This window comes from Sphaerochaeta pleomorpha str. Grapes, from assembly GCF_000236685.1.
GTDB classification, from domain to species: domain Bacteria; phylum Spirochaetota; class Spirochaetia; order Sphaerochaetales; family Sphaerochaetaceae; genus Sphaerochaeta; species Sphaerochaeta pleomorpha.
Genome location: NC_016633.1, coordinates 2,511,420 through 2,532,216, shown reverse-complemented (window position 1 = coordinate 2,532,216; position 20,797 = coordinate 2,511,420). Strand labels below are relative to the sequence as shown.

Below are 20,797 nucleotides of genomic sequence, written 5' to 3'. Positions count from 1 at the left end.
GAATATATTCTCCTACAACCTTTACAAAGCAAGGCCAAAATTCTATGCTTTGCGCTGGAAGGGAGAAGCTCATGCGGATACTCGATTATCTTTCGGAATCATCAGTATTGTTTTTGAACAACAGTGACAAAAATGAAGTGCTAGCTGCAATGGTGGCACATGCGGCCTCATCTGGTCTAATACCAGATGAAAATTCATTCAAACATGCAATCTTTGAAAGAGAAGCCATCATGAGTACCGGTATGGGCTTGCAGGTAGCTATTCCCCACGCAAAATTACCGGAAATTCAGGAATTCTTTGTTATTCCTGCTATTTTGTCTCAGGATTCCAACTGGGATGCCATCGACAAACGGCCTGTTCGCCTTGTCTTTATGATTGGCGGTCCTAGCGATAGTCAAACCGATTACCTCAAAATCCTCTCAAAAATCACGCTTGTCATCAAGAACCCTGCCAGGAGAAAAGCCCTGATGGCCGCTAAAGATGCAAAAGCTGTTCTGGCTGCATTCGCAGAGCTCTAGGGTCAAGGAAACAGAATACATGGAATTTCATTTGTTTTTATATCTTGCCGCCATCTTTGGTGCAGGATACTGTATTAAATTGATAACCAATGCAATTAAGATTCCCGAGGTCACCGGGTATGTATTACTCGGTGTAATTTTGGGAACCTCACTTGTCAAACTTTTGACCACCGAGGTCTTGAATGCGCTCAGCCCCCTATCCACCATAGCCTTGGGTATGATTGCTTTCACCATCGGTATTGAATTGAAACTGGACGTAATCAGACGCCTGGGAAAAAGTATCCTGGCAATTGTAACGTTTGAAAGCCTCGGTGCCTTTACCGTTGTATTTCTTGTTCTTCAATATATTTACAAGGCAGACCTGAATACATCCCTGCTATTGGGAGCCGTTGCTTCAGCTACTGCCCCTGCAGCCACCGTAGCGGTAATCAAGCAATATAAGGCGAAGGGACCTCTGACTTCTACAATCCTTGCAGTTGTAGGCTTGGATGATGCTTTTGCACTTATTATCTATGTATTCGTAGAAGGTTTTGTCAGTTCCAGTCTCCTAGGGGACTCAGTGGCCATTTCTTCCATGTTTGCTTCTGCACTGCTTTCCATCCTCATGGCCTTGGGTATCGGCGTCGTAGCAGCTATCATGTATAGCCTTATTCTACGAAAGGTCAAAAACAACGATTGGATTGCCCTTTTGCTGGCAACCTTCCTTTTTGCCCTCCTCGGGATCTGCGAATTGCTCGGAATTTCGGAACTGCTCTCAATCATGGCTTTCGGCATGGTAATCGTAAACAGTTCACCTACGTTGAGCAAAAAAAGCGAGAACATTGTTGCGAACTTCTCACCAATCTTTCTGGTCGCTTTCTTTATTCTCGGAGGAGCCCATTTGGATGTTTCCTTGATTGGGAAAATTGGGATTCTCGGTCTCTTTTACTTCTTTGCAAGAGGCATTGGCAAAATGGGTGGGGCAACACTCGGGGCTATCATCGGAAAGGCTCCCAAACAGACAAGGAACCTTGTCGGTTTCGCACTCCTGCCCCAAGTCGGTGTCGCTTTGGCCTTGGCTTTGGCCATAAATAAGAAATTCACAATGCCTCAATTTGGGGAAAATGGGATAAACCTTGCGAGTACCATCATCAACGTACTGCTGTTTACCACTATTATCACTGAAATCATAGGACCATTATTAACCCGCTTTGCATTGAAGAAAGCAGGAGAAACGAACAAGAGTTCGGATTCCCAATAAAAGGAGAACGCCATGAATTTACTGGTTATTGAATTATCACAATTAGACTATAAAGAAGACGTATTTCTGGCTCTCCAGAGTATAGGAATAACAAAAGCCTCTGCTTTTGATGCAAAGAACCTAAACAGCAGCCTAGAGAGCGAATTCAGTCTCTTTACGGGTTTTTTACAAAGTAGGACCGACAAAGAGGGAGAGAGATTGATTATCATGGCGCCCATCGATTCCCCAGATGATGCCAAGGAGTTGCTCCAGAACCTGGAAGCAGGTGGGATTCCCCTGAAAAAAGAAGATATCCTCAATCTTATGGTGCTTCCTGTTTCGATGTCATTTGACCAAGCTTCAGGTTGGAGCAAGTAGGACAGAATCCTTACAACCAGACTTGCAACATATGTTTGCTGTATTACAAAATGAGTCACACGCATAAGACCGGAAAACACCTTCCAAAATTAGTATCTGGAAGGTGTTTTCAATAATGCCGGGCTTTATCTCACCCGCTTGAAATCGATAAATCCCCGGTTCACATCGGTACTCACCAGCTGAACACGAAGTCTGTCACCAATATCCAAGCCTTCAAAACCACTTTCGAGGCGTCCTTCCAGCGGAGGATCAAAAATACGCACCCACGTACCCTTGGCGGCCGCTCCTGTTACGATAGCATCGAACTGCTCTCCTATCCTTGATTCAAGGAGAATTGCCGCAGCAGATTTTACAACCTGCCGCTCTACTTTATTTGCGGCATTCTCGGCCTCGTTACAATGTTGGGCAAGAGAAGTAAGCTCTTCAACCGAATAGGGAGAGGGAATGCCAGCAATTGCAGATTTTAACAGACGCTGGGTGATCAAGTCAGGAAAACGACGATTGGGTGCAGTCGAATGGGTATAATTCTTTACTGCCAGTCCAAAATGCCCCTTTCCCGTTTGATCAGGCATCTGGACGATATACTCTCCGGAACCCAGTAACTTTATTACACTGAGAGACAAATCAGGAAACCGTAGGGGTTCCGCCCTCTGGGATGCAATGAGGAAATTCTCCAGAGCCAAAGAATCTGGTTTCTTAGGCAGGACAGTACCTTTGTCAGCGGCAATTTTTACAATCCTGTCCCATCTTTTGGGTTCTGTAACTATCCGCCTGATCGAAGGGAACTTTTTAGCGGTAAGGAATCGTGAAGTAACCCCGTTTGCCGCAATCATAAAATCCTCGACAATTTCTTTTGCACGATTCCGTGTATCAGGTACCAGATTCATCAGGGTATCACCAGAGAAAACCGGTTTGGCCTCGATCGTCTCAAGGACGAGGGCCCCGTGTTGATGACGGAGCAATTTCATTTTCTGGGCAATACTATCCTGCAAACGCAGACTCTCCTCCATCCCTTTGACTGAGGCAATTTCTACTGGCATAGCTCCTGTCCCATCCAGCCAGGCTGCGACACTAGTATAAGAAAGCCTTGCCTTGTTGCGTACCATAGCCCTATAGATTGAAGAACTGAGCACAGTGCCATCATCGGCAAGGTCTATTTCAACGACAAGCGAAAGACGGTCTCTGTCAAAATTGAGTGAGGTAATATCTGTAGATAACTTCTCGGGTAGCATAGGGAATACCTGTGGTACCGTATAGACTGAGGTAGTATTCTGCTGTGCATGCAAATCGATAGCTGACTGTTTTTTTACCACCGCATCGACATCTGCTATCGCTATCAAAATCTTGGCAAACCCCTTGTCAGAGGTTTCAACCGCAGTCAACTGATCAAGGTCTTTAGAATCATCATTATCGAGGGAGCACCAGAGCCTGTCACGTAAATCAATCATTTCCGGTACAGAATCATATGTTGCAGGACCCTTGATCGCCTCAAGTTCGGCAAGAACCGATTTGGAGAAATCTGGGGCAAGCCCACGGTCAAGCATTGCCTGATGTGCAATTTTTTCCAAGAGGATTCGGTCCTTCCTATCATCAGAAACATTCATTCCAACCACCTTCACAGACCAATGGATGTACATAATCCCAATGGCAGCCTGCAGAATCGACATCCCGGCTTTTTGGCCAGAAGAACTTGCTTATCAGTGATTTTATTGGGATACCCCCTACCCTCTGCCTAGGCTTTGGTCGCCTTCCCTTGGTCACTCACTTGCCGCATCTTCTCGGCAATCTCCCCACTGTCCCCCAGATAGTATTTTTTCTTCACTGAAAAATCCTTGGAGAACGTATAGATAAGAGGAATTCCTGTAGGGATATTTACCTGCATAATCTCATCTTCGCTGAGATGTTCAAAATACATCACCAGCGCACGCAATGAATTGCCATGGGCAACAATCAAAATCCGTTCTCCCTTAAGCATACGGGGTTTGATTTCCTCTTCAAAATAGGGGATGGTTCGCGCTATGGTATCTTTCAGGCTTTCGGTAAAAGGTAGTACATTCTTATCGATGCCTCGGTATTGGTTCTGTAAGGCAGGATTTCTCTCATCGTTTATTGAAAGCGATGGGGGCTGCACCGAAAAGGACCGTCTCCAGAGCAGAACCTGCTCATTACCATATTTCACAGCCGTTTCAGCCTTGTTCAACCCCTGCAGGGCCCCATAGTGCCGTTCATTGAGTTTCCAGCTTTTCACGACAGGCAACCACTGCCGGTCCATTTGCTCCAAGACAAGGTCGAGGGTTTGGATTGCCCTCTTCAGATACGAAGTATAGCAACAGTCAAAGTCAAAACCCTCTTCTTTCAGGAGTCGTCCAGCTTCAGATGCTTCCAGCCTACCGGCTTCACTCAGGGGAACATCTGTCCAACCCGTAAAGCGGTTTTCCAAATTCCACAGGCTCTGCCCGTGTCGTAACAATACCAGTTTCATTGTAAAGACCCCCTATAAAAGCTCGATCTCACCAGGTCATCGTTCAGTGTAAACCTGCTGACTCAATCAGTATAACACTGCCAGAAGAAGAAACCTAAGGTATTACATGGATAAGAGCTACGAAAACATAGGGCTTCTCCCCAATGCTATTGCCAAACTGAAACCTTGTTACGAGGCGAAGGGAAAGAGGCAATGCTAAGCTGTAAAAAGAGTGTTTTCCCTGATGCAGGAATTCTGGAAGAAACTGGGGGTATACGAGGGAATGTTCGCTGAAAAACCCGAAATTTATTCCCGTTTCAACCTTTTTGTGCAGGGGTTCCCTTTGATTTGTTGCCAACAAACGAATTGGTTTGCATCAGTTGCCGTCGCCCTTCCCCTATTCCATTTCAAATTTTATGATATCTTCCACTTTGGGTACTGCATTTCTTATCGTAACCCAGTTTGTAGTATTTTTGATTTTGTACGTATCAAATATAAACGGAAGTCCTTTGGCAATTGAAAAATCCCTGCTATCCATAAATTGCATATGCAGATGAGGCATTGTTGAATTTCCCGAATGCCCTAATTCCCCCAGGACGTCATGTGTAGTTATTTCTTGGCCTACTTGTACACATACAGACCCTTGCTTCAAGTGTACTAGCAATGCATATGCATCCTTTGCCATTTCAATCATTACATAGTTACCCGTGATCATCTTTGAAGACGCATAATTCTTCATAAATTCATGGGTTACAGTAATTGTATTTTTATAGTCTTTAAAAATATTGACTGGATTACGCTCGCGTATGGTGTTTTCAACTTCAATGACTCTGCCGTTTACCGGAGAATATACTCTTTGGCCCCATCCATAAAAATCATCCAGGGGAAGCCCTTTGCATACATAGCTAAAAAAACTTTTTCTATAGGGTTTTTTGCTTTTACCAGACTCCGGGATCATCACAAAATCTATTGCATACTCTTCGCCAAAGCAGGATGTTCCGTGACTCGGAACTTTTGACCCAGGGGTATTTGGTGAAATATAGACTCCAAGCAAGGGAGGCGATACCAGCAACATAGTACATTCCTTCTCATCAGAAATTGCATTATCCAATACGTAGTATAAAAACTAGCCTATTTTCGGTTCTTTCCAGGCTCTCCTTGGTCAGGGTAAACCCCCGTTTTACCCAAAAGCCTTTCTCCCTGAAACTGAATCTATTTGTATTGTATTGATTCCTATACAGTACACCTTTTTTCAAGAATACTACCAAGACAAACCCAGCAATCACTCCAACCTTCCAAGCTTCGATCGAAGCATAGGTTAGAAGCTATTTTCTATCAGGACAATCTAGCTTTGAGTATACGCAGAGTATTGCGATAACGGCAAGAGCTTTGCATCTTGGCTCAGAGCCTTGGGAGTGAGAAAAATAAAGAACCCCTGCAGATTGTAAAGTCTTGCAGGGGATTGTTCTTTTTTAATCGGGGCATGCAGTACATACACTTCCATGCCCCGGCTTTTCTCTTTTGAGTTTGCACTATCTGGGAAACCCAACGATTATAAGGCCTCCACGCTGGAAACAAAACACGCAATACCTTCGTTGGGATAGGTCTTTCTCAGATTGTCTACGATTCGTTTAATCGCCTCCATTTCCTCATCCTCAACGACAATCATGTAATGGTTGTTCAGCTGTGGCCAAATCTCATCCCCCATCTTGGGTACACTATGGCCTGAGCCAAGCACGCCTACAGCCTTGGTATAATGCTGGGCTACCCTCAGAACCTTGCAATCATGCAGAAAGTCCTCGTCGATCGCCTGACTAACGATAATCTCAAGTTTTTTCATCTCTTTTCCTTCTTATAACTGTTGCGAATCAGACAATCGCTCAACTTCTTTCTCCATCTTCTTGTGCATTCTCTTTTCACTACCCCTGTTGAACACATAGTAGAGAGTCGGCATAAGGAAGAGAGTCATCAAGGTTCCGAACCCCAGGCCTCCAAGAACAGTCTGGCCTATAGGCTGGACCATCTCCGAACCTTCGCCAGGGAAAAAGGCCATGGGAACCAGGGCAAGAATAGTGGTAAGCGTAGTCATCAGAATCGGGCGAAGTCTGCTCTTTGCAGCCTGTACGCAGGCTTCTTCCAACGAGAATCCCCGTTTCTGCAGCAAATCCGTATAACTGACCAACACAATGCCATTGTTAACGATGATGCCTACCAGTATCAACAACCCGACAGCAGTGATCAAACTGAAGGTCTGGCCGGTAATCATGTAGATTGCAACGATACCGATAATCGAGAGCGGTATGGAGAAGATAATGATAAAAGGCTTGAGGAACGATTCGAATTGACTTGCCATGACTGCAAATACCAAAAGTATTGCAATGATGATAATCTCCGCAAACGTGCGCAGGCCTTCCATTAATTGCTGGTAATCACCACCATAGCTAAGTATCAAATCATTGTCAGAAGGAATATTGGCAGCTACCATCTTTTCGACTTCCTTCTGTACCTTGTCGACGGTCTGCCCTTCCTGGAGTTTCGCCGTTACATGGACGATACGGCTCTGGTCCTCCCTTGTTATGGAAACAGGGGCCTTACTCCGCTCATAGTGTGCAAAATTGGAAAGCGAAATCTTCATCCCGCTGGAATTTGACACAGTAATCTCATCCAGATCTGCTATCTGGCTCTTATCCTCTGCCCGCAAACCTACAATTACGTCGACCTCATCACCGTTCTCACGATACCGGGTGACCGTTGCCCCCTTAATTGCAGATTGCAATTCGCTATTGACCGATGCAATATTAAGCCCCAGGGCATACATCCTTTCCCTGTCATACACTATGGTCAACTGCGGAAGGCCATCGTTGAGTGAACTTTCCACATCCTTTACCAAGGAGCCTGCCTCATTGGTAAGCAACTGCTTGATTGCAAGTGAAGTTTCCCTACAGAGTTCCAAGTCATTGCTCTTGATTGAGATATCGAGGCCACCGCCTCCAAGGCTACTGGTAAGGGAACTACTTTCAATGGTAAATTTCGCCTCGGGAAAGAGATTGAACAACTGTTCAAGCTTCTTTCGTGCAGACGCATCATTATCCCACCCTTCCTGTCGTTCATTGCTCGAGTAGAGCGTATAACGGGCTGATGCTGTGTTGGCACCGCCAGAGGAAGCCATAGGATTACTTCCCCCGCCACTGGAGCTAACGCTCATTTTTACACCTTCAAGACTCTCGAGAGCCAATGCATTGAATTGCTGCAAAACATCGTTTGTGACATCCAGATTGGTACCTTGGGGCAACTCTATGTTCACCGAAACGCTATTCTGTTCATTTTCAGGCATATAAATGAATCCGACTCGGGTAATCTGCATAATTGACACGCCAAGCAAAGCCACGATGAAAAGCAAGGTAAAGACCTTGTGGTGGAGAACGAAGCGCACCATTTTGGCATAGCTATTGTCCAGGGCCTCGAACACACTTGAAATCTTTTTCTGAATTCCTTTGGAATTTCGCTTCTGGATGTTCCCGAGCTTGAGATACTTGGAAGCAAGGACAGGAACCAGCGTAACTGCTACAAAAAGCGAACAAAGCAAGGAAATAACTACGGTAAAAGCCAAACTGTTGAATACCTGCCCAGCCATGCCCAATTGCTTCTTGTACATAATCATAGGGAGGAAAACACAGATGGTAGTCAGCGTACTGCTGACAATAGCGGTAAGCATTTCCTGGGAACCCAAAATAGCAGCGACGGTCGGCTTCGTACCATTTTCTCGGTAACTATATATATTTTCAAGAATAACAATGGAATTATCCACCAGCATCCCTACCCCCAGAGCCAACCCCGCAAGCGTCATCAGGTTAAGGGAAAAACCAGAGAAATACATCACTCCCAAGGTAATGGCCAAAGAAATGGGAATGGATAGCCCGACAATCAAGGTACTCTTGAAACTTCTCAAGAAGATTAAAAGAACCAGCACTGCCAAAAGCGCCCCTTGCAAAGCACTGTTTACGACCTGGTCGACCGCCTGCTCGACAACATCACTGGTATTGAAAGCTTCGGAAAGCTTTGTATGCGCTGGCAGCACATTCTGAATCGTTGCCATCTGTTTGCGCACGGCATTGGCAGTAGTAACCGTATTCTTTCCTGTCTGCTTCTGGATGGAAATGGTTACACTTGGAACCCCATCAAAATAGGCATAGCTAGCTACGTCCTTATAGCTATCAGATACCAAGGCAATGTCTCCAAGAAGAATACGCTTGGCTTCGGCATCACTGCCAACTTTGTAGGAAATGACCGTATTGCGCAGATCATCAAGGGAGGTATACTCGCCATTTGCAGCTATGGACCAGTCAAGTCCATCCTCATCAATCTGTCCGACTGAGGTCTGGAGATTCTGTATGGCGATCATCTGGCTGACCTGGCTTATGGTCAGGTTATACGATTTTAGTTTGTCTTTCTGGATTTCTACCCTGATGGCCCTTTCCCTGCCGCCGGACAACGTAGTTGAGGCTACGCCATCAATCTGCTCCAATCGAGGTTGCACCGTAGAATCGGCAATCTTTCGCAGCTCCTCGGGTGAAAGCGAATCACTCGTCAAGGCCAAAGTCATGATAGGCATCATGGTAGGGTCAAGCTTGAGAATCATCGGTGAGAAAGCCTCGCTGGGAAGATAGTTTCGTACCAGATCAAAGCGGTCTCGGATCGTATTGGCCGCTTCACTCAGATCCGTTCCCATATTGAATTCCAAAATAATGGTACTCGACCCCTCTGAAGAAGTACTGCTGAGTTTCTTCAGCCCCGAAACGCCAGAAAGGGCGTTCTCCAGGGTACGGGTAAGCTTATCCTCCACTTCTGAGGGTGAAGCATTCGTGTACGTAGTCTGGACCAGAATGTAGGGAATATCCATATCTGGAAACAAGTCAATCGGTAATTTCTGAATGGAATAAATTCCCAAGGCGGTCAAGAGCACAAAAATAATCAAGACCGTCGTTGGATGTTTTACTGCGCTTTTCGATGGGGACATCAGTTCGAACCCTCCACTGTGGAAGAAATGAGAACCTTTGTTCCATCACTGATAAGATTCTGTCCTTTATCAACGATTTGCATACCCGCTTTCAACCCGCTGGTAATCTCAAGAAGCCCTTCACTCTCAATGCCGATGGTGACCTTCACCTTACGGGCAATAGAATTCTCGACGACATAGACATAGGATTGCTCGTTTTCCGTAAGGACAGTTGCCCGGGGAACGACAATACAGTTGTCTTTCTCTTCGGTAATAACCTTGATCTTGGCATACATACCGGCAATGACACGGCTATCCTTTTCATTCAAGGTGCAATAAATAGTCCTCGTCCGGCTTGCCCTGTCCAGTACAGGACTGAGCCTGGTAATGGTAGCAGGGAACACCAAGGTAGGATATGCATCAAAAGTAACCAAGGCCTTCTGTCCAAGATTCACCAAGGACAGATACCGTTCCACGACTGAGAATCGAATTTCGAGATTATCAGCTGAGATAACCTTGCCAACCGGAATATTGGGAGTGGCAATGCCACCTTTCTGTGCGGATAAGGAGACAAGGACCCCGGACATCGGTGCCTTAACGGTACTGATGTTGTAATTCAACCCCGGTTTCGACTGGTCAATTTCAGCAATTACCTGGTCTTTCTCGACAAAGTCCCCTTCACTTACGGAAACGCTGACAATCTTACCGGTCGTTTCACTATAGACATCCAAAGATTCGACAGGATAGACATCCCCCCCGAAATTATGTGAAGAGACCAAAGCAGAGGTCCCCACTATATAGGTCTGTACAGCAGTTGCCTTGGGCTCTTCGACCTTTACCTCTGTTGCTACAGGCTCCTGTGCAGGGGAAATGATACTTTTGATTTTCGAACAGCCGCTAAGCGAGAGCAAGAGAAACAGGCAGGTCACTGCCAGAATGTATTTTTTCATGTTTGGTTCCTTTCTACTAGAATATAATTTGTGTAGCATATTCCAAATCCAACAAGGCTGTGAGGTAATTGTACTGCTCACTGAGTTTGCCCAGCCGCGCCTGATTGAGCTGACTCTCACTGTCGCGCACATCCAAGAGTTCCCTGACACCAGAGCCATAGGCACTAACGGTCATCTCATAGGATTTCTTTGCAAGCGAAATAGACCGTTCGCTGCTTTCAATTGCTTGTTCTGCCTGGGCAAGGGAGATTATGAGGTTCTTAATCTGCAACTGGGCACTTTCCTTGAGCATCGAGAGCTGGAGATCCATTTTCTTGACGTTATTCTCAAGTACCTTTGCATTTTGCCTTCCCGCGGACCAAGGAAGCAGATTGGTGAGATTCCAAGCTACGGTCATGCTGGAAGAGCCACTGTCTGACCAATTGTTACTGTCGAACCAGGAATCAGTAATATTGGAATGAACAGGTTGCAGAGAAAACCCGATGGAAACCGAAGGAATCCAGATTTGCCGGTCGATTGCTTCCCTTTGTACCAAGAGAATGTCTTTCTGTTTGAGTAAGCCTGCAATGTCATACCGTGCCCCGATTCTGGCAAGGCACTGTTGCAGGTCAACAGTCTTGAATTCCGGTTCGATTTCACCCACCAGATGCAAGGGTTCCTCTCCATCAAGATGTAAAAGAAAGGCAAAATTGGCAAGTTGTTGGGCCACAGCCTGCTCGCTTTTGAGAGTCATTGCCTTTAGGTTCTCGTACCCAACCTGAGCCTGCAAAACCGTAAGTTCAGTGGCATAGCCCTGTGCATACAAATTCTGGGCTTGCTCCATCCGGGCTTCCGTATTCGCCAGTGTTTCCTGTTGCAGGGCCAAGCTCTGCTGCTGGAGCAAAATGGCATAGAACAGTTTTTTCACATTAAGCACCGTCTCTGCCTTTGCCTGCTCGTACGTTATCTGGCCGGCAAGGTATTTTTGCCTGGAAAGTTCCATATTGGTTATCAAAGCAGGGTTGAAATTGAAGGAAAAGGAAAGGTTTCCAACAAAGGCGGTGGTTACAGATGCGGTTGGGTCAAACATTTTTGCAATGCTCGATACCTCATTGCTTCTAGACAAGGTGCTCGAAGCCTGGACAGTCGGTAAAAACCCATTCCAGCTCACTTCGCTGGCATCCTTGGCCATCTGTACATCCAAAGCAGAACTTTGCAAGCTCTGATTGCTTGCCAAAGCCCTGTTGACAGCTTCATCGACTGTCATATCGAGGGAATAGACTGATCCCAGGCACATGCATAAAACAAGGGTCAAGGCCATCGAAAATTTTCTCATGATTCCTCCGTTACACATCCGCTCGTAAAATAGCGGTACATTTTTTTAGTATCATTCATCCAATCGAGAGGATCGGCTGACTTGCAGAAATATTTGAACTGGGGGGCTATTGCCATAAACAGACACAGATTTCCGGCATTCTCCTGCAGAAGGGAAAGTTGATCGCTCCAATAACGAAGCTGTAGGAATTGGGAGGGAATACCTTTGTCATGAAAACAGGACAGCACAATAAACTGAACTGCCAGGCGCGGACGCTTGGATATATAGGAACCCGAGGCGCTGAACAGAATCTGTAGAGCCTGTCTTATATCCTTTGCATTTAAGAGTTTGCGATCGAGAATAGTCAAAAACTGGAGCTGTTCTTTGCAGGCAGTCTCACTGACCAAGGCTTCCTTTGTCGGAAAACTGTAATAGATTGAACTGCTTGCAAGATGCAGTTCCTTTGCAATTCTCTGCATGGTCAACCCATCCAACCCATATGTATTGGCTACCTTGTCCATGGAAACCAAAAACCTGTCTTCTTCGATTTCTTCTTTTCCTACCAATGCCTCTTGCCAGACAGGGTCCTCAATCTCCGAAAAAATTCCCAGACCGTGGGAATACCAGCCAAGGATTTTTTCGACGAACAGCTGGACATCCTTTGCAAACAACTTGTCGTTGCGGATATCACTTGATGCAATATATGAATACAAAGAGGAGCGATAGAGCAATCCAAAATCGGAATCGTCACATCCCGGATAGACAAACAACCGTTTCAAGAAATGAGAAACATCAATATGTCTGGCAATCATCAGGTGAACGATGAAGGCAAAATGATTCCTTTGCAGTAAAAAGGACTCGGTAAAGGTTGTCAGAAGATACCGTATGTCATTTGCCTTTGCAGGGTCGATATGAGCAAACAAAGCGCCAAAGTCATTGGTGACAGTTTTGTCTATGGTTTCCAACAATTCCTGCTTACTGGCAAAATGCCGGTAAATGGCCGGTTTGCAAATCCCTACTTTCCTGGCTATCTCATCCATGGTGAGGGGTTCGAGCGGGTGAACTGCAAGCAAACCCAATGTTGCGTCGATTATCTGCTGTTTCGTATTTTTTGCCATTATGTTACCGTATATTCGGTAATATATGTGTATTGCCAATAAGGTACAACCGCATTCGCAAAAAAAAAGCAAAGAAACCAAAACCCTTCCACCTATCGGTAGGGGACCATTGCTTTCAAGTCAAAGAAAAGCTCTTTGGCCAGAGAGAAGAAAAGAAGAGAAGTATCCCCACAAACCCTAGTGAAGAGGAAATCCCCGTTGCAAGTACATGGGCTGCTGCAACAGAAAGTCTTTCTGATGCTGACACGCAATTTCCAAAAGCCAATTCGGATTACGAAGCAAACCGCGGCCTACAGCCACAAGATCTGCAAAACCGCTCTGCAATGCATATTCTGCCAAATCAGGGCTGGAAAGCATCCCGACGGCAATGACAGGGAGGTCTACAGCCTCACCAATCGTCCGGGCAAATGCGATTTGATACCCTGGATACACAGGGGGAACGATGGGGACAACCCCACCGGAAGACACATGTACGGCATCGATCATCGGCTTTATTGCTGCAAGTACCTTGCTACAATAGGTGACATCATACCCGTCTGGGCTGTAATCGGTAGCACTGACCCGTACCCAGAGAGGCTTTTCCACAGGCCAGGTTGCATGCACGGCTTGCAGAACCTGGGAAAGGAACAAAGAGGGTTCCTTATACTGGTCGGAACGCTTGTTTGTCGCAGGACTGATAAACTGGTTGATGAGATATCCATGGGCCGCATGGATTTCTATCGCGTCAAAACCAGCCTCCTCTGCACGCCGGGCAGCTTGTTTGAACTCATCAATGACTCGATTGATAGTTTTTTCGTCCATTTCTTCCGGTATACGATATGAATCGTCATAAGCCAAAGGGGAAGGGCCCAAAATGGAAGAGACCCCATTGGTTGCCTCGCATTTGCGTCCAGCATGTCCCAGCTGGATAGCAATCTTTGCCCCCGTTGCATGGACACCCTCGACAAGTGACCGAAGGCCGGAAATTTGGCCATCGCACCAAAGCCCGAGGTCATAGTCCGATATGCGGCCTTCAGGTGCTACCGCGGTTGCCTCTACAATGACAAGGCCTACTCCTCCAATGGCAGGAGCAAGGTAATGGGCCTGATGAAATGGCGTCACCTTCCCATCACAGGCTTGTGCCTGATAGGTGCACATAGGGGGCATGACCAGGCGATTGCGAAGTTCAAGGTGCTTAAGGAAAAAGGAATCGAATAATTTCATGCGTTTCTCCTGAATCTGTAGTATAGCCCCTTGATTGCATTTCCACCATTGTCCTTTTCTCGAGTTCCTCCGCATTCGGCCTTGGCGATACCAATGGTAAGCTCTGCTCCCTAAATACAGCTCGCTTGCCTTTGCTTCTTTTGCGCCCTATAATAGCTAGCATGATTTCACAGGACCTTCTCATTTCCATCTGCAGATTCATCAGCGAAATCCTTGGGCCTAGCTCCGAGGTACTGCTTCATGATGCCCAATCGGGTTCCATTCTCTGGATCAATGATAAAGCCATTTCAAAAAGGCGCGAGGGGGACGTTACAACTACCTCCATATTGACCCTCTTGGACTCACGGTGCAAAAAAGAGCATACCGACCGTCTGGTAGGCAACTTGAATCGATCAGAGGCAGACACCTTGCTGCGAACCAGCAACCTGATGATCAGGGAAAATGACAAACTGCGGTATGTTATCTGTGTAAATCAGGATATCACGGGATTTTCCAATATCCAGGGAATCCTTGACCATATGCTTTCCACTTCGTCAACTCCGGTTAAAACAGAACGCGAGGAAGGCACTGATATCGAGGATATCATGACCAATATCATCCTTGAGGAAGTCAAACACCTGGATGTGTACCAGTTCGAGGGAAAACAAGCCAAACTGGATGTCATTTCCCGTTTGGATAACAGGGGTGTTTTCAAAGTAAAGCAAGCTATTCCCAAGGTATGTGAACTTCTGGATATCGCTCCGCCTACACTATACAAATACCTGAAGCAGCTAGGGCGACAAGAAGAGTAGTCATCCATAGCGAGCCTTCATTTTCCTAATTTTTCGCTTTTTACCCCCTCTATGTTCATAATCCATTATTATTATTTAATTAATTAAAATAATAATAAAATTATATATATAGCATCTAACACCATATTTATATTATTAATATTCTTTCGTGCATTTTATTTAGCATTTTTACACAATATTTTCATGAATTATCATAAATTTTTATGATTTACTTGACTTATTTGTATAGTATATTTTATTATCCTTTTAGATAAAAATTTATCCTCAAGGGAGAAAAAAGTACTATGTCCTCTAAAGAATTCATGAACAAAATTCTCAATGGCATGAGCATCGGCATCGTTGCTGCTCTGGTTCCCAGTGCCATCCTCGGCGAACTCAGCAAGGCATTGGGTTTGACCACTCTCGTGCTCTTAACCACTATAGCTGCACGGCTTGCAGTCGTAGCCATGGGGTTGTGTATTGCCGGCCAATTCAAAATGAAACCAATCCATTCAGTGGCTCTCGCCATCTCCACTCTGCTCGGAAGTGGGGCGATCAAGCAGATAAACGGTGCCTTGGTACTTGCTGGGATGGGCGACATCATCAATGCAGGTATCACCGCAATCATTGCTACTTTGCTATTGCTGTGGTTCGGTGACCGTTTCAAGAGTTACACCATGATCCTGGTACCGACCTTGACCATAGCCATCAGTGGGATCATCGGCCTGTTTACCTTGCCCTATGTCTCCATGATCACCGGGGAAGTCGGACATTTCATCGCTTGGTGCACAACCTTGCAGCCAATATTGATGGGTGCACTCATTTCAATGAGTTTCTGCATTATCATCATCTCACCCATTTCCACTGTTGCAATTGCCTTGGCAGTCTCCCTTTCAGGGATTAGCTCTGGAGCAGCAAACCTCGGAATCTGTGCAGCAGGGTTCGGCCTTGCCATTGCAGGCTTTGAGAAAAACGGATGGGGAACTTCCTTAGCATCAGTCCTTGGATCACCAAAACTGCATATGGCAAATTTCTTGAAAAATCCGAAAATGAGCCTCCCCTTGCTCTGCAACGCTTTGGTACTGGGTATCCTTGCAGGAATATTGGGAATTGTAGGAACCCCCATGAGTGCAGGATTCGGTATCAGCGGTCTGATCGGACCTTTAAACCACCTGGGAATCGTCGGCTATTCGTTTACCAACTGGATGATCACCCTTTTGGTCTTTCTGATTCTCCCCATTGTCCTGGGGTTTGTTTTCAAAGTACTCTTCTTCAAAGGTTTGAAAATCGTAAAGGCCGAAGACTACGCTATCGAAATCTAAGTAAGGATTAATAAAATGGATACAGTCAAAGTAACAGCATATGCGAGCAGGCCGGACGAACAAGCAAGTTTCATCCGACTTGGCAAACAATTGGACCTAGATATAAAATATGTCAAGGGAAACCTTTCTTTTGAAACCGCAGAAGAAGCTAGCGGGAGCCAAGGGGTAACCATCCTGGGCAATTGCGATGCATCAGAACCAGTTTTGGAAGCTCTTGCCGCAATGGGTGTGAAATTCGTTGCCAGTAGGAGTGCCGGGTTCAATAATATTGACCTGGTTGCAGCCAAACGCCTGGGAATCAGGGTCAGCAATGCACGGTACTCGCCGAATTGTGTTGCCGATTTTGCCCTCATGCTTGCACTGATGGTCAACCGCAGGGTCATGGTAGCCCTCAAGCGAAATGTCGGTAATGACTATTCCCTGCCTGGCATACAGGGGCAGGAAATGAAAAATATGACCATCGGGGTCATGGGTACCGGAAGAATCGGGAAAACCGTCATAGACAATTATAGCGGGTTCGGCTGCAAGATCCTGGCCTACGACACTTACCAAAATGATGCTGTCAAGGAGCGTGCCACCTATGTCGACCTCGATACTTTACTAAGTGAATCTGACATCATAAGCCTGCATATGCCCTTGAACGATGAGACCTACCATATAATCAACAAGGAAACGCTTGCAAAGACAAAGCAGGGCGTAAAGATTATCAACACCGCACGGGGGGAACTGGTAGACACTCAGGCTTTGATCGACAGTCTGAAAGCCAAACATGTTGCCGGCGCTGGCCTTGATGTCCTGGAAGGCGAGCTTGGGATCTATCATACCGACAATCGTCTTTGTGGCATCGCCAATGACCACATAGCCATTCTCAAGTCGCTTGACAATGTAGTGGCAACGGGACATATGGCTTTCTACACCGACCAGGCAGTAGATGACATGGTAGCCTGTGGGCTGAGCAGTCTCTCCCAGTTCATCAGAACCAGTTGCTGCGATTGCGAAATCTCCCTCTAGTTTTTTACACTTACTAAAAGGGCTGTCCCAAACAAGAAATGTGGGACAGCTTTTTTTTGTTACCTGCTAGGAAAAAGAAGGAAAGGAATCATACCAATGGGCAAGAATTTTATGTTTTACCCAGAGATTATTTCTTTGCTTATTTGCTTGCAAAGCCCTTTCCAACTGGGGTACATTGCTCAATAGTATGAAAACAAATACAAGGTTGATGACAACAGGATCGATTCAGAAAAATATCATCTCCTTTGCCCTGCCGATATTCATCGGAAGCTTGTTTCAACAGCTGTACAACACGACTGACTCATTGGTAGTCGGCAATTATGTAGGCAAGGAAGCCCTTGCAGCCATTACCTCCTGCGCACCTATGATCTTCCTTCTGGTCGGTCTATTCCAGGGTATTTTCGTTGGTGCCGGAGTGGTAATATCCAATTTTTTCGGTTCAGGGAATTTACCATCGGTTCGCAAAGCCATCCATACTGCCGTAGCGTTTGGCCTTGCCAGCAGCCTTGTGCTCACACTTCTCGGATATTTAGGGTCCCCACACCTCCTCCGCTGGATGGGAACCCCTGACTCAGTATTCCAGGATGCAAATACGTACATCCAGATATATTTTCTAGGAATCGGTTCCCTTATTTTATACAACACGGCGGCAGGTATCCTACGGGCCGTAGGAGATAGCCGGCATCCGCTGTATTTTTTGATCATAGCCTCGATACTGAATATCGTGCTGGACATTCTCTTTGTTGCTGTGTTCCATTTGGGCATCGCAGGCACAGCCTATGCAACGATTATCAGCCAGACGGTCAGTGTCTTTTTCTCTTTCCGTCTGCTCTTCACCTCAAAAGAAATCTATAAAATAGAATTACGGCAGATTCGATTCCATGACTCGATGTTGCCCAAAATCTTGAAAATAGGGATTCCTTCGGGGATTCAGAACTCTGTGACTTCCTTGGCTAACGTTTTCGTTCAGGCAAGTATCAACCTATTCGGCGCTACGGCAATGGCTGGCAACGGGGCCTTTCTCAGGATTCAGGGTTTTGCCTTGATCCCTGTAACCAGTTTTGCCCTTGCCTTAACGACGTACACCAGCCAGAATCTGGGAGCGGGGGAATTGGACAGGGTAAAAAAAGGGGCAAGGTTTGGTATCATTTTCTCCATGATCCTTGCCGAAAGTATCGGCCTACTGCTCTATCTCTATGCAGGACCCCTGCTTTCCCTTTTCAGCAGGGACAGTGAAGTCATCGCCATAGGGATACAAAAGGCACGGATTGCTTCCACGTTCCTCTTCGCAGTTGCCCTTTCCCATACCATGGCGGGTCTGTTTCGAGGCGCAGGAAAATCCATCGTTCCCATGTCTGTCATGTTATCCTGCTGGTGCATTATACGGATGCTATACATCAAGATTGGGCTTACAATCCTGATGGACATCAGAATTGTCTTCTGGGCCTACCCAATCACCTGGACTTTGAGTTCGATACTCTTCCTCACCTATTATTTCACCTCCGGCTGGATGAAGAACAAATTATAGTCTACCTGAAGGAGCAAACATTGGGCTGTGCTTTTACAAACCTTTGGCTTTATCCTTCCCTGTCCCTTTTGCTCTAGGGTATACTGGTGCAACAGTTCTGGGATGGTATGGCCATTCCGTTTGCGGGGGTGCATTCAATTGCCAGGAAATTCTCTTTCTATCGTTCGGGCCAAGAAGATTCTCAAGACAGTCTTTGGCTATGATTCTTTTCGGGATAACCAAAAAGAGGTCATATCTGCCATCCTTTCAGGGCGTGATGTGTTTACGTCCATGCCCACAGGGGGTGGAAAAAGCCTGTGCTACCAGATACCCGCTGTGATGTTCGAGGGGCTGACAGTCGTCATCAGCCCATTGATTGCCTTAATGAAGGACCAGGTCGATGATGCCGTCTCCAAGGGCATTGCCGCATCTTTCTTGAACAGCAGTCTTGAAAGCAAAGAGATAACTGAGATTTATGCCCGGCTCCACCGAAATGAAATCAAACTGCTATACATCTCCCCCGAGCGATTGGCAATCGATGGATACCTGCAATGGCTGCAAACGCTCAATATCTCCTTCTTTGCCATCGACGAAGCCCATTGCCTCAGTGAATGGGGACACGATTTCCGGCCTGACTATTTATCTTTGGCTCAAATTCGTGATGCCTTCCCAACGGTTCCGCTGGCAGGTTTTACGGCAACCGCCACCCAGCAGGTACAGGATGATATCATCCGTATCCTCAAGATGCGGGACCCTTTGACAGTCAGGGCTTCTTTCAACCGTAAGGAGTTGTATTACGAAGTTCGCCAGAAAACCGAAATATTGTCACAGATAGCAGATTTCATCAAACTCCATAGTGAAGAATCGGGCATCGTGTACAGAATCAGCAGAAAAGATGTAGAGAAAACCGCAGCATATCTAAAAACCCAAGGGATAAAGGCGCTCTACTACCATGCAGGCCTTAGCAGGGAAGAACGGGCAAAGAACCAAGACTTGTTCAACAATGACAAAGCCGATGTCATCGTAGCCACGATAGCCTTTGGCATGGGTATAGACAAAAGCAATATCCGCTATGTCATCCATGGTGATCTTTCGAAAAACATGGAGGGGTATTATCAGGAAACTGGCAGGGCCGGCCGTGATGGGCTTGCCTCCGATTGCATTATGTTCTTCGGAGCAGGGGATGTTGCCAGACAACAATACTTCATTGAGCAGATCGAGGACCCTGCAGAACAGGAAAAAGCAAAAGCAAGCCTCAATCGTATTGTTCGGTTTGCAACCGTGCAGGTCTGTCGACGAAAACAAATTCTTGAGTATTTCGGGGAGGCCCATGAGGGAAACTGTAAAAGCTGTGATGTCTGCAACAATGTATCGAAAAAAGTCGAGGCTACCCAGGATGCCCGCATGATACTTTCGGCAATGGCAAGAACCAATGAAGGATTCGGGGCAGGACACATCATTGATATCGTCTGGGGTGCAGACACGGAAAAGGTTCGAAGCAATAACCATCAGGCACTCAAGACCTTTTCTGTAGGAAAGGACAAACCAAAGAAGTGGTGGCGGGGTATCGTAGAGGAAATGATCGGACAGCAGATAGTGTATCAGGACAGCGAACGCTTCAATATACTTCGCATGACTGCCTCAGGCAGAAAAGTGTTGTTGGGTCAAGAGCTTTTCTACGTCAGCGAGGCAACGGTAGCAACCAAGAAAGAAATACCTGGGAAAAACCATGGCAGCGACTTCCTTGGTTTTACTGACGAAGTCCTGTTAAAAAAGTTGAAGCACGTTCGCTCTGAACTGGCCCAGGAGCATAAGGTACCGCCGTATATCATTTTCTCGGACAAAACCCTGACTGAAATGGCAGGCCTCAAGCCAGAAACCTCTTCCCAGTTCCTCTCCGTCTCTGGTGTCGGGGAGAAGAAACTGGAAGCCTACGGTTCATACTTTTTGCAGGCAATCAAAGAATATAACAAAGAGGCATGAGAATTATTCTGTAAGAAAATATTTCTCTTGCTTAAAGCCTTATGTCTCCTTTTCCTCCCTTCTTTAT

Annotated in this window: 17 protein-coding genes; 8 read left to right on the top strand and 9 right to left on the bottom strand. The window is 46.2% G+C overall.

Annotation, left to right across the window (positions count from 1 at the left end; genetic code table 11):
* Window positions 1-71: 71 nt before the first annotated feature.
* Genes SPIGRAPES_RS11515 through SPIGRAPES_RS11505 form a run of 3 tightly spaced genes read left to right on the top strand, consistent with a single transcriptional unit; the run spans window position 72 to window position 2,115 of the window.
* On the top strand, window positions 72-518 hold the full coding sequence (locus tag SPIGRAPES_RS11515; RefSeq protein WP_014270926.1) for a PTS sugar transporter subunit IIA: 447 nt from the start codon (window positions 72-74) through the stop codon (window positions 516-518).
* Window positions 519-537: 19 nt separating this feature from the next.
* Window positions 538-1,758 carry a cation:proton antiporter gene (locus SPIGRAPES_RS11510; RefSeq protein WP_014270925.1) on the top strand — a complete coding sequence of 407 codons (1,221 nt, stop codon included), beginning with the start codon at window positions 538-540 and terminating at the stop codon, window positions 1,756-1,758.
* Window positions 1,759-1,770: 12 nt separating this feature from the next.
* Entirely contained in the window at window positions 1,771-2,115 is a 345-nt protein-coding gene (locus SPIGRAPES_RS11505; RefSeq protein WP_014270924.1) for a hypothetical protein, read from the top strand.
* Between the two features lie 125 nt (window positions 2,116-2,240).
* Here the strand turns inward: SPIGRAPES_RS11505 and SPIGRAPES_RS11500 are convergent, their stop codons facing one another.
* The 9 genes from SPIGRAPES_RS11500 to SPIGRAPES_RS11450 all read right to left on the bottom strand — a co-directional run bounded on the left by SPIGRAPES_RS11500 (window position 2,241) and on the right by SPIGRAPES_RS11450 (window position 14,137).
* Window positions 2,241-3,782, bottom strand: a complete 1,542-nt coding sequence (locus tag SPIGRAPES_RS11500; RefSeq protein WP_215904747.1) for an RNB domain-containing ribonuclease — start codon at window positions 3,780-3,782, stop codon at window positions 2,241-2,243.
* A 65-nt stretch (window positions 3,783-3,847) separates the two neighbouring features.
* Window positions 3,848-4,597, bottom strand: coding sequence for a 2,3-diphosphoglycerate-dependent phosphoglycerate mutase (gpmA, locus tag SPIGRAPES_RS11495; protein ID WP_014270922.1), 750 nt, complete (start codon window positions 4,595-4,597; stop codon window positions 3,848-3,850).
* 376 nt (window positions 4,598-4,973) lie between these two features.
* Window positions 4,974-5,687 carry a M23 family metallopeptidase gene (locus SPIGRAPES_RS11485; protein WP_155816715.1) on the bottom strand — a complete coding sequence of 238 codons (714 nt, stop codon included), beginning with the start codon at window positions 5,685-5,687 and terminating at the stop codon, window positions 4,974-4,976.
* 441 nt (window positions 5,688-6,128) lie between these two features.
* Window positions 6,129-6,416, bottom strand: coding sequence for a PG0541 family transporter-associated protein (locus tag SPIGRAPES_RS11475; RefSeq protein ID WP_014270920.1), 288 nt, complete (start codon window positions 6,414-6,416; stop codon window positions 6,129-6,131).
* Between the two features lie 12 nt (window positions 6,417-6,428).
* Window positions 6,429-9,593, bottom strand: coding sequence for an efflux RND transporter permease subunit (locus tag SPIGRAPES_RS11470; protein WP_014270919.1), 3,165 nt, complete (start codon window positions 9,591-9,593; stop codon window positions 6,429-6,431).
* Window positions 9,593-10,522: an efflux RND transporter periplasmic adaptor subunit gene (locus SPIGRAPES_RS11465; protein ID WP_014270918.1), complete on the bottom strand. Its 930-nt coding sequence runs from the start codon at window positions 10,520-10,522 to the stop codon at window positions 9,593-9,595. Before SPIGRAPES_RS11465 ends, SPIGRAPES_RS11470 begins: the two co-directional genes overlap by 1 nt.
* 16 nt (window positions 10,523-10,538) lie before the next feature.
* The gene (locus SPIGRAPES_RS11460; protein WP_014270917.1) at window positions 10,539-11,837 is read right to left on the bottom strand and encodes a TolC family protein; all 1,299 of its coding nucleotides are present in this window, start codon (window positions 11,835-11,837) and stop codon (window positions 10,539-10,541) included.
* Window positions 11,834-12,934, bottom strand: a complete 1,101-nt coding sequence (locus SPIGRAPES_RS16620) for a TetR/AcrR family transcriptional regulator (protein WP_014270916.1) — start codon at window positions 12,932-12,934, stop codon at window positions 11,834-11,836. Before SPIGRAPES_RS16620 ends, SPIGRAPES_RS11460 begins: the two co-directional genes overlap by 4 nt.
* 177 nt (window positions 12,935-13,111) lie before the next feature.
* Window positions 13,112-14,137, bottom strand: coding sequence for an oxidoreductase (locus SPIGRAPES_RS11450; protein ID WP_014270915.1), 1,026 nt, complete (start codon window positions 14,135-14,137; stop codon window positions 13,112-13,114).
* A 161-nt stretch (window positions 14,138-14,298) separates the two neighbouring features.
* Between SPIGRAPES_RS11450 and SPIGRAPES_RS11440 the strand changes: the two genes are divergently transcribed.
* The 5 genes from SPIGRAPES_RS11440 (at window position 14,299) to recQ (ending at window position 20,730) form a co-directional block, all read left to right on the top strand.
* The gene (locus SPIGRAPES_RS11440; protein WP_014270914.1) at window positions 14,299-14,928 is read left to right on the top strand and encodes a helix-turn-helix transcriptional regulator; all 630 of its coding nucleotides are present in this window, start codon (window positions 14,299-14,301) and stop codon (window positions 14,926-14,928) included.
* 284 nt (window positions 14,929-15,212) lie between these two features.
* Window positions 15,213-16,229 carry a PTS sugar transporter subunit IIC gene (locus tag SPIGRAPES_RS11435; RefSeq protein WP_014270913.1) on the top strand — a complete coding sequence of 339 codons (1,017 nt, stop codon included), beginning with the start codon at window positions 15,213-15,215 and terminating at the stop codon, window positions 16,227-16,229.
* 15 nt (window positions 16,230-16,244) lie between these two features.
* Entirely contained in the window at window positions 16,245-17,240 is a 996-nt protein-coding gene (locus SPIGRAPES_RS11430; protein ID WP_014270912.1) for a D-isomer specific 2-hydroxyacid dehydrogenase family protein, read from the top strand.
* Window positions 17,241-17,427: 187 nt separating this feature from the next.
* Window positions 17,428-18,768 (top strand): MATE family efflux transporter, encoded by a 1,341-nt coding sequence (locus tag SPIGRAPES_RS11425; protein WP_014270911.1) that lies wholly within the window; start codon window positions 17,428-17,430, stop codon window positions 18,766-18,768.
* A gap of 138 nt (window positions 18,769-18,906) precedes the next feature.
* Complete coding sequence (gene recQ, locus SPIGRAPES_RS11420) at window positions 18,907-20,730, top strand: DNA helicase RecQ (protein WP_245535430.1); 1,824 nt, start codon at window positions 18,907-18,909, stop codon at window positions 20,728-20,730.
* Window positions 20,731-20,797 lie beyond the last annotated feature (67 nt).

Excerpts from the sequence above, each read along its gene's own strand:
- SPIGRAPES_RS11515 (WP_014270926.1), top strand. The coding sequence starts at position 72 with ATGCGGATACTCGATTATCTTTCGGAATCATCAGTATTGTTTTTGAAC.
- SPIGRAPES_RS11510 (WP_014270925.1), top strand. The coding sequence starts at position 538 with ATGGAATTTCATTTGTTTTTATATCTTGCCGCCATCTTTGGTGCAGGA.
- SPIGRAPES_RS11505 (WP_014270924.1), top strand. The coding sequence starts at position 1,771 with ATGAATTTACTGGTTATTGAATTATCACAATTAGACTATAAAGAAGAC.
- SPIGRAPES_RS11500 (WP_215904747.1), bottom strand. The coding sequence starts at position 3,782 with ATGTCGATTCTGCAGGCTGCCATTGGGATTATGTACATCCATTGGTCT.
- gpmA (WP_014270922.1), bottom strand. The coding sequence starts at position 4,597 with ATGAAACTGGTATTGTTACGACACGGGCAGAGCCTGTGGAATTTGGAA.
- SPIGRAPES_RS11475 (WP_014270920.1), bottom strand. The coding sequence starts at position 6,416 with ATGAAAAAACTTGAGATTATCGTTAGTCAGGCGATCGACGAGGACTTT.
- SPIGRAPES_RS11470 (WP_014270919.1), bottom strand. The coding sequence starts at position 9,593 with ATGTCCCCATCGAAAAGCGCAGTAAAACATCCAACGACGGTCTTGATT.
- SPIGRAPES_RS11465 (WP_014270918.1), bottom strand. The coding sequence starts at position 10,522 with ATGAAAAAATACATTCTGGCAGTGACCTGCCTGTTTCTCTTGCTCTCG.
- SPIGRAPES_RS11460 (WP_014270917.1), bottom strand. The coding sequence starts at position 11,837 with ATGAGAAAATTTTCGATGGCCTTGACCCTTGTTTTATGCATGTGCCTG.
- SPIGRAPES_RS16620 (WP_014270916.1), bottom strand. The coding sequence starts at position 12,934 with ATGGCAAAAAATACGAAACAGCAGATAATCGACGCAACATTGGGTTTG.
- SPIGRAPES_RS11450 (WP_014270915.1), bottom strand. The coding sequence starts at position 14,137 with ATGAAATTATTCGATTCCTTTTTCCTTAAGCACCTTGAACTTCGCAAT.
- SPIGRAPES_RS11440 (WP_014270914.1), top strand. The coding sequence starts at position 14,299 with ATGATTTCACAGGACCTTCTCATTTCCATCTGCAGATTCATCAGCGAA.
- SPIGRAPES_RS11435 (WP_014270913.1), top strand. The coding sequence starts at position 15,213 with ATGTCCTCTAAAGAATTCATGAACAAAATTCTCAATGGCATGAGCATC.
- SPIGRAPES_RS11430 (WP_014270912.1), top strand. The coding sequence starts at position 16,245 with ATGGATACAGTCAAAGTAACAGCATATGCGAGCAGGCCGGACGAACAA.
- SPIGRAPES_RS11425 (WP_014270911.1), top strand. The coding sequence starts at position 17,428 with ATGAAAACAAATACAAGGTTGATGACAACAGGATCGATTCAGAAAAAT.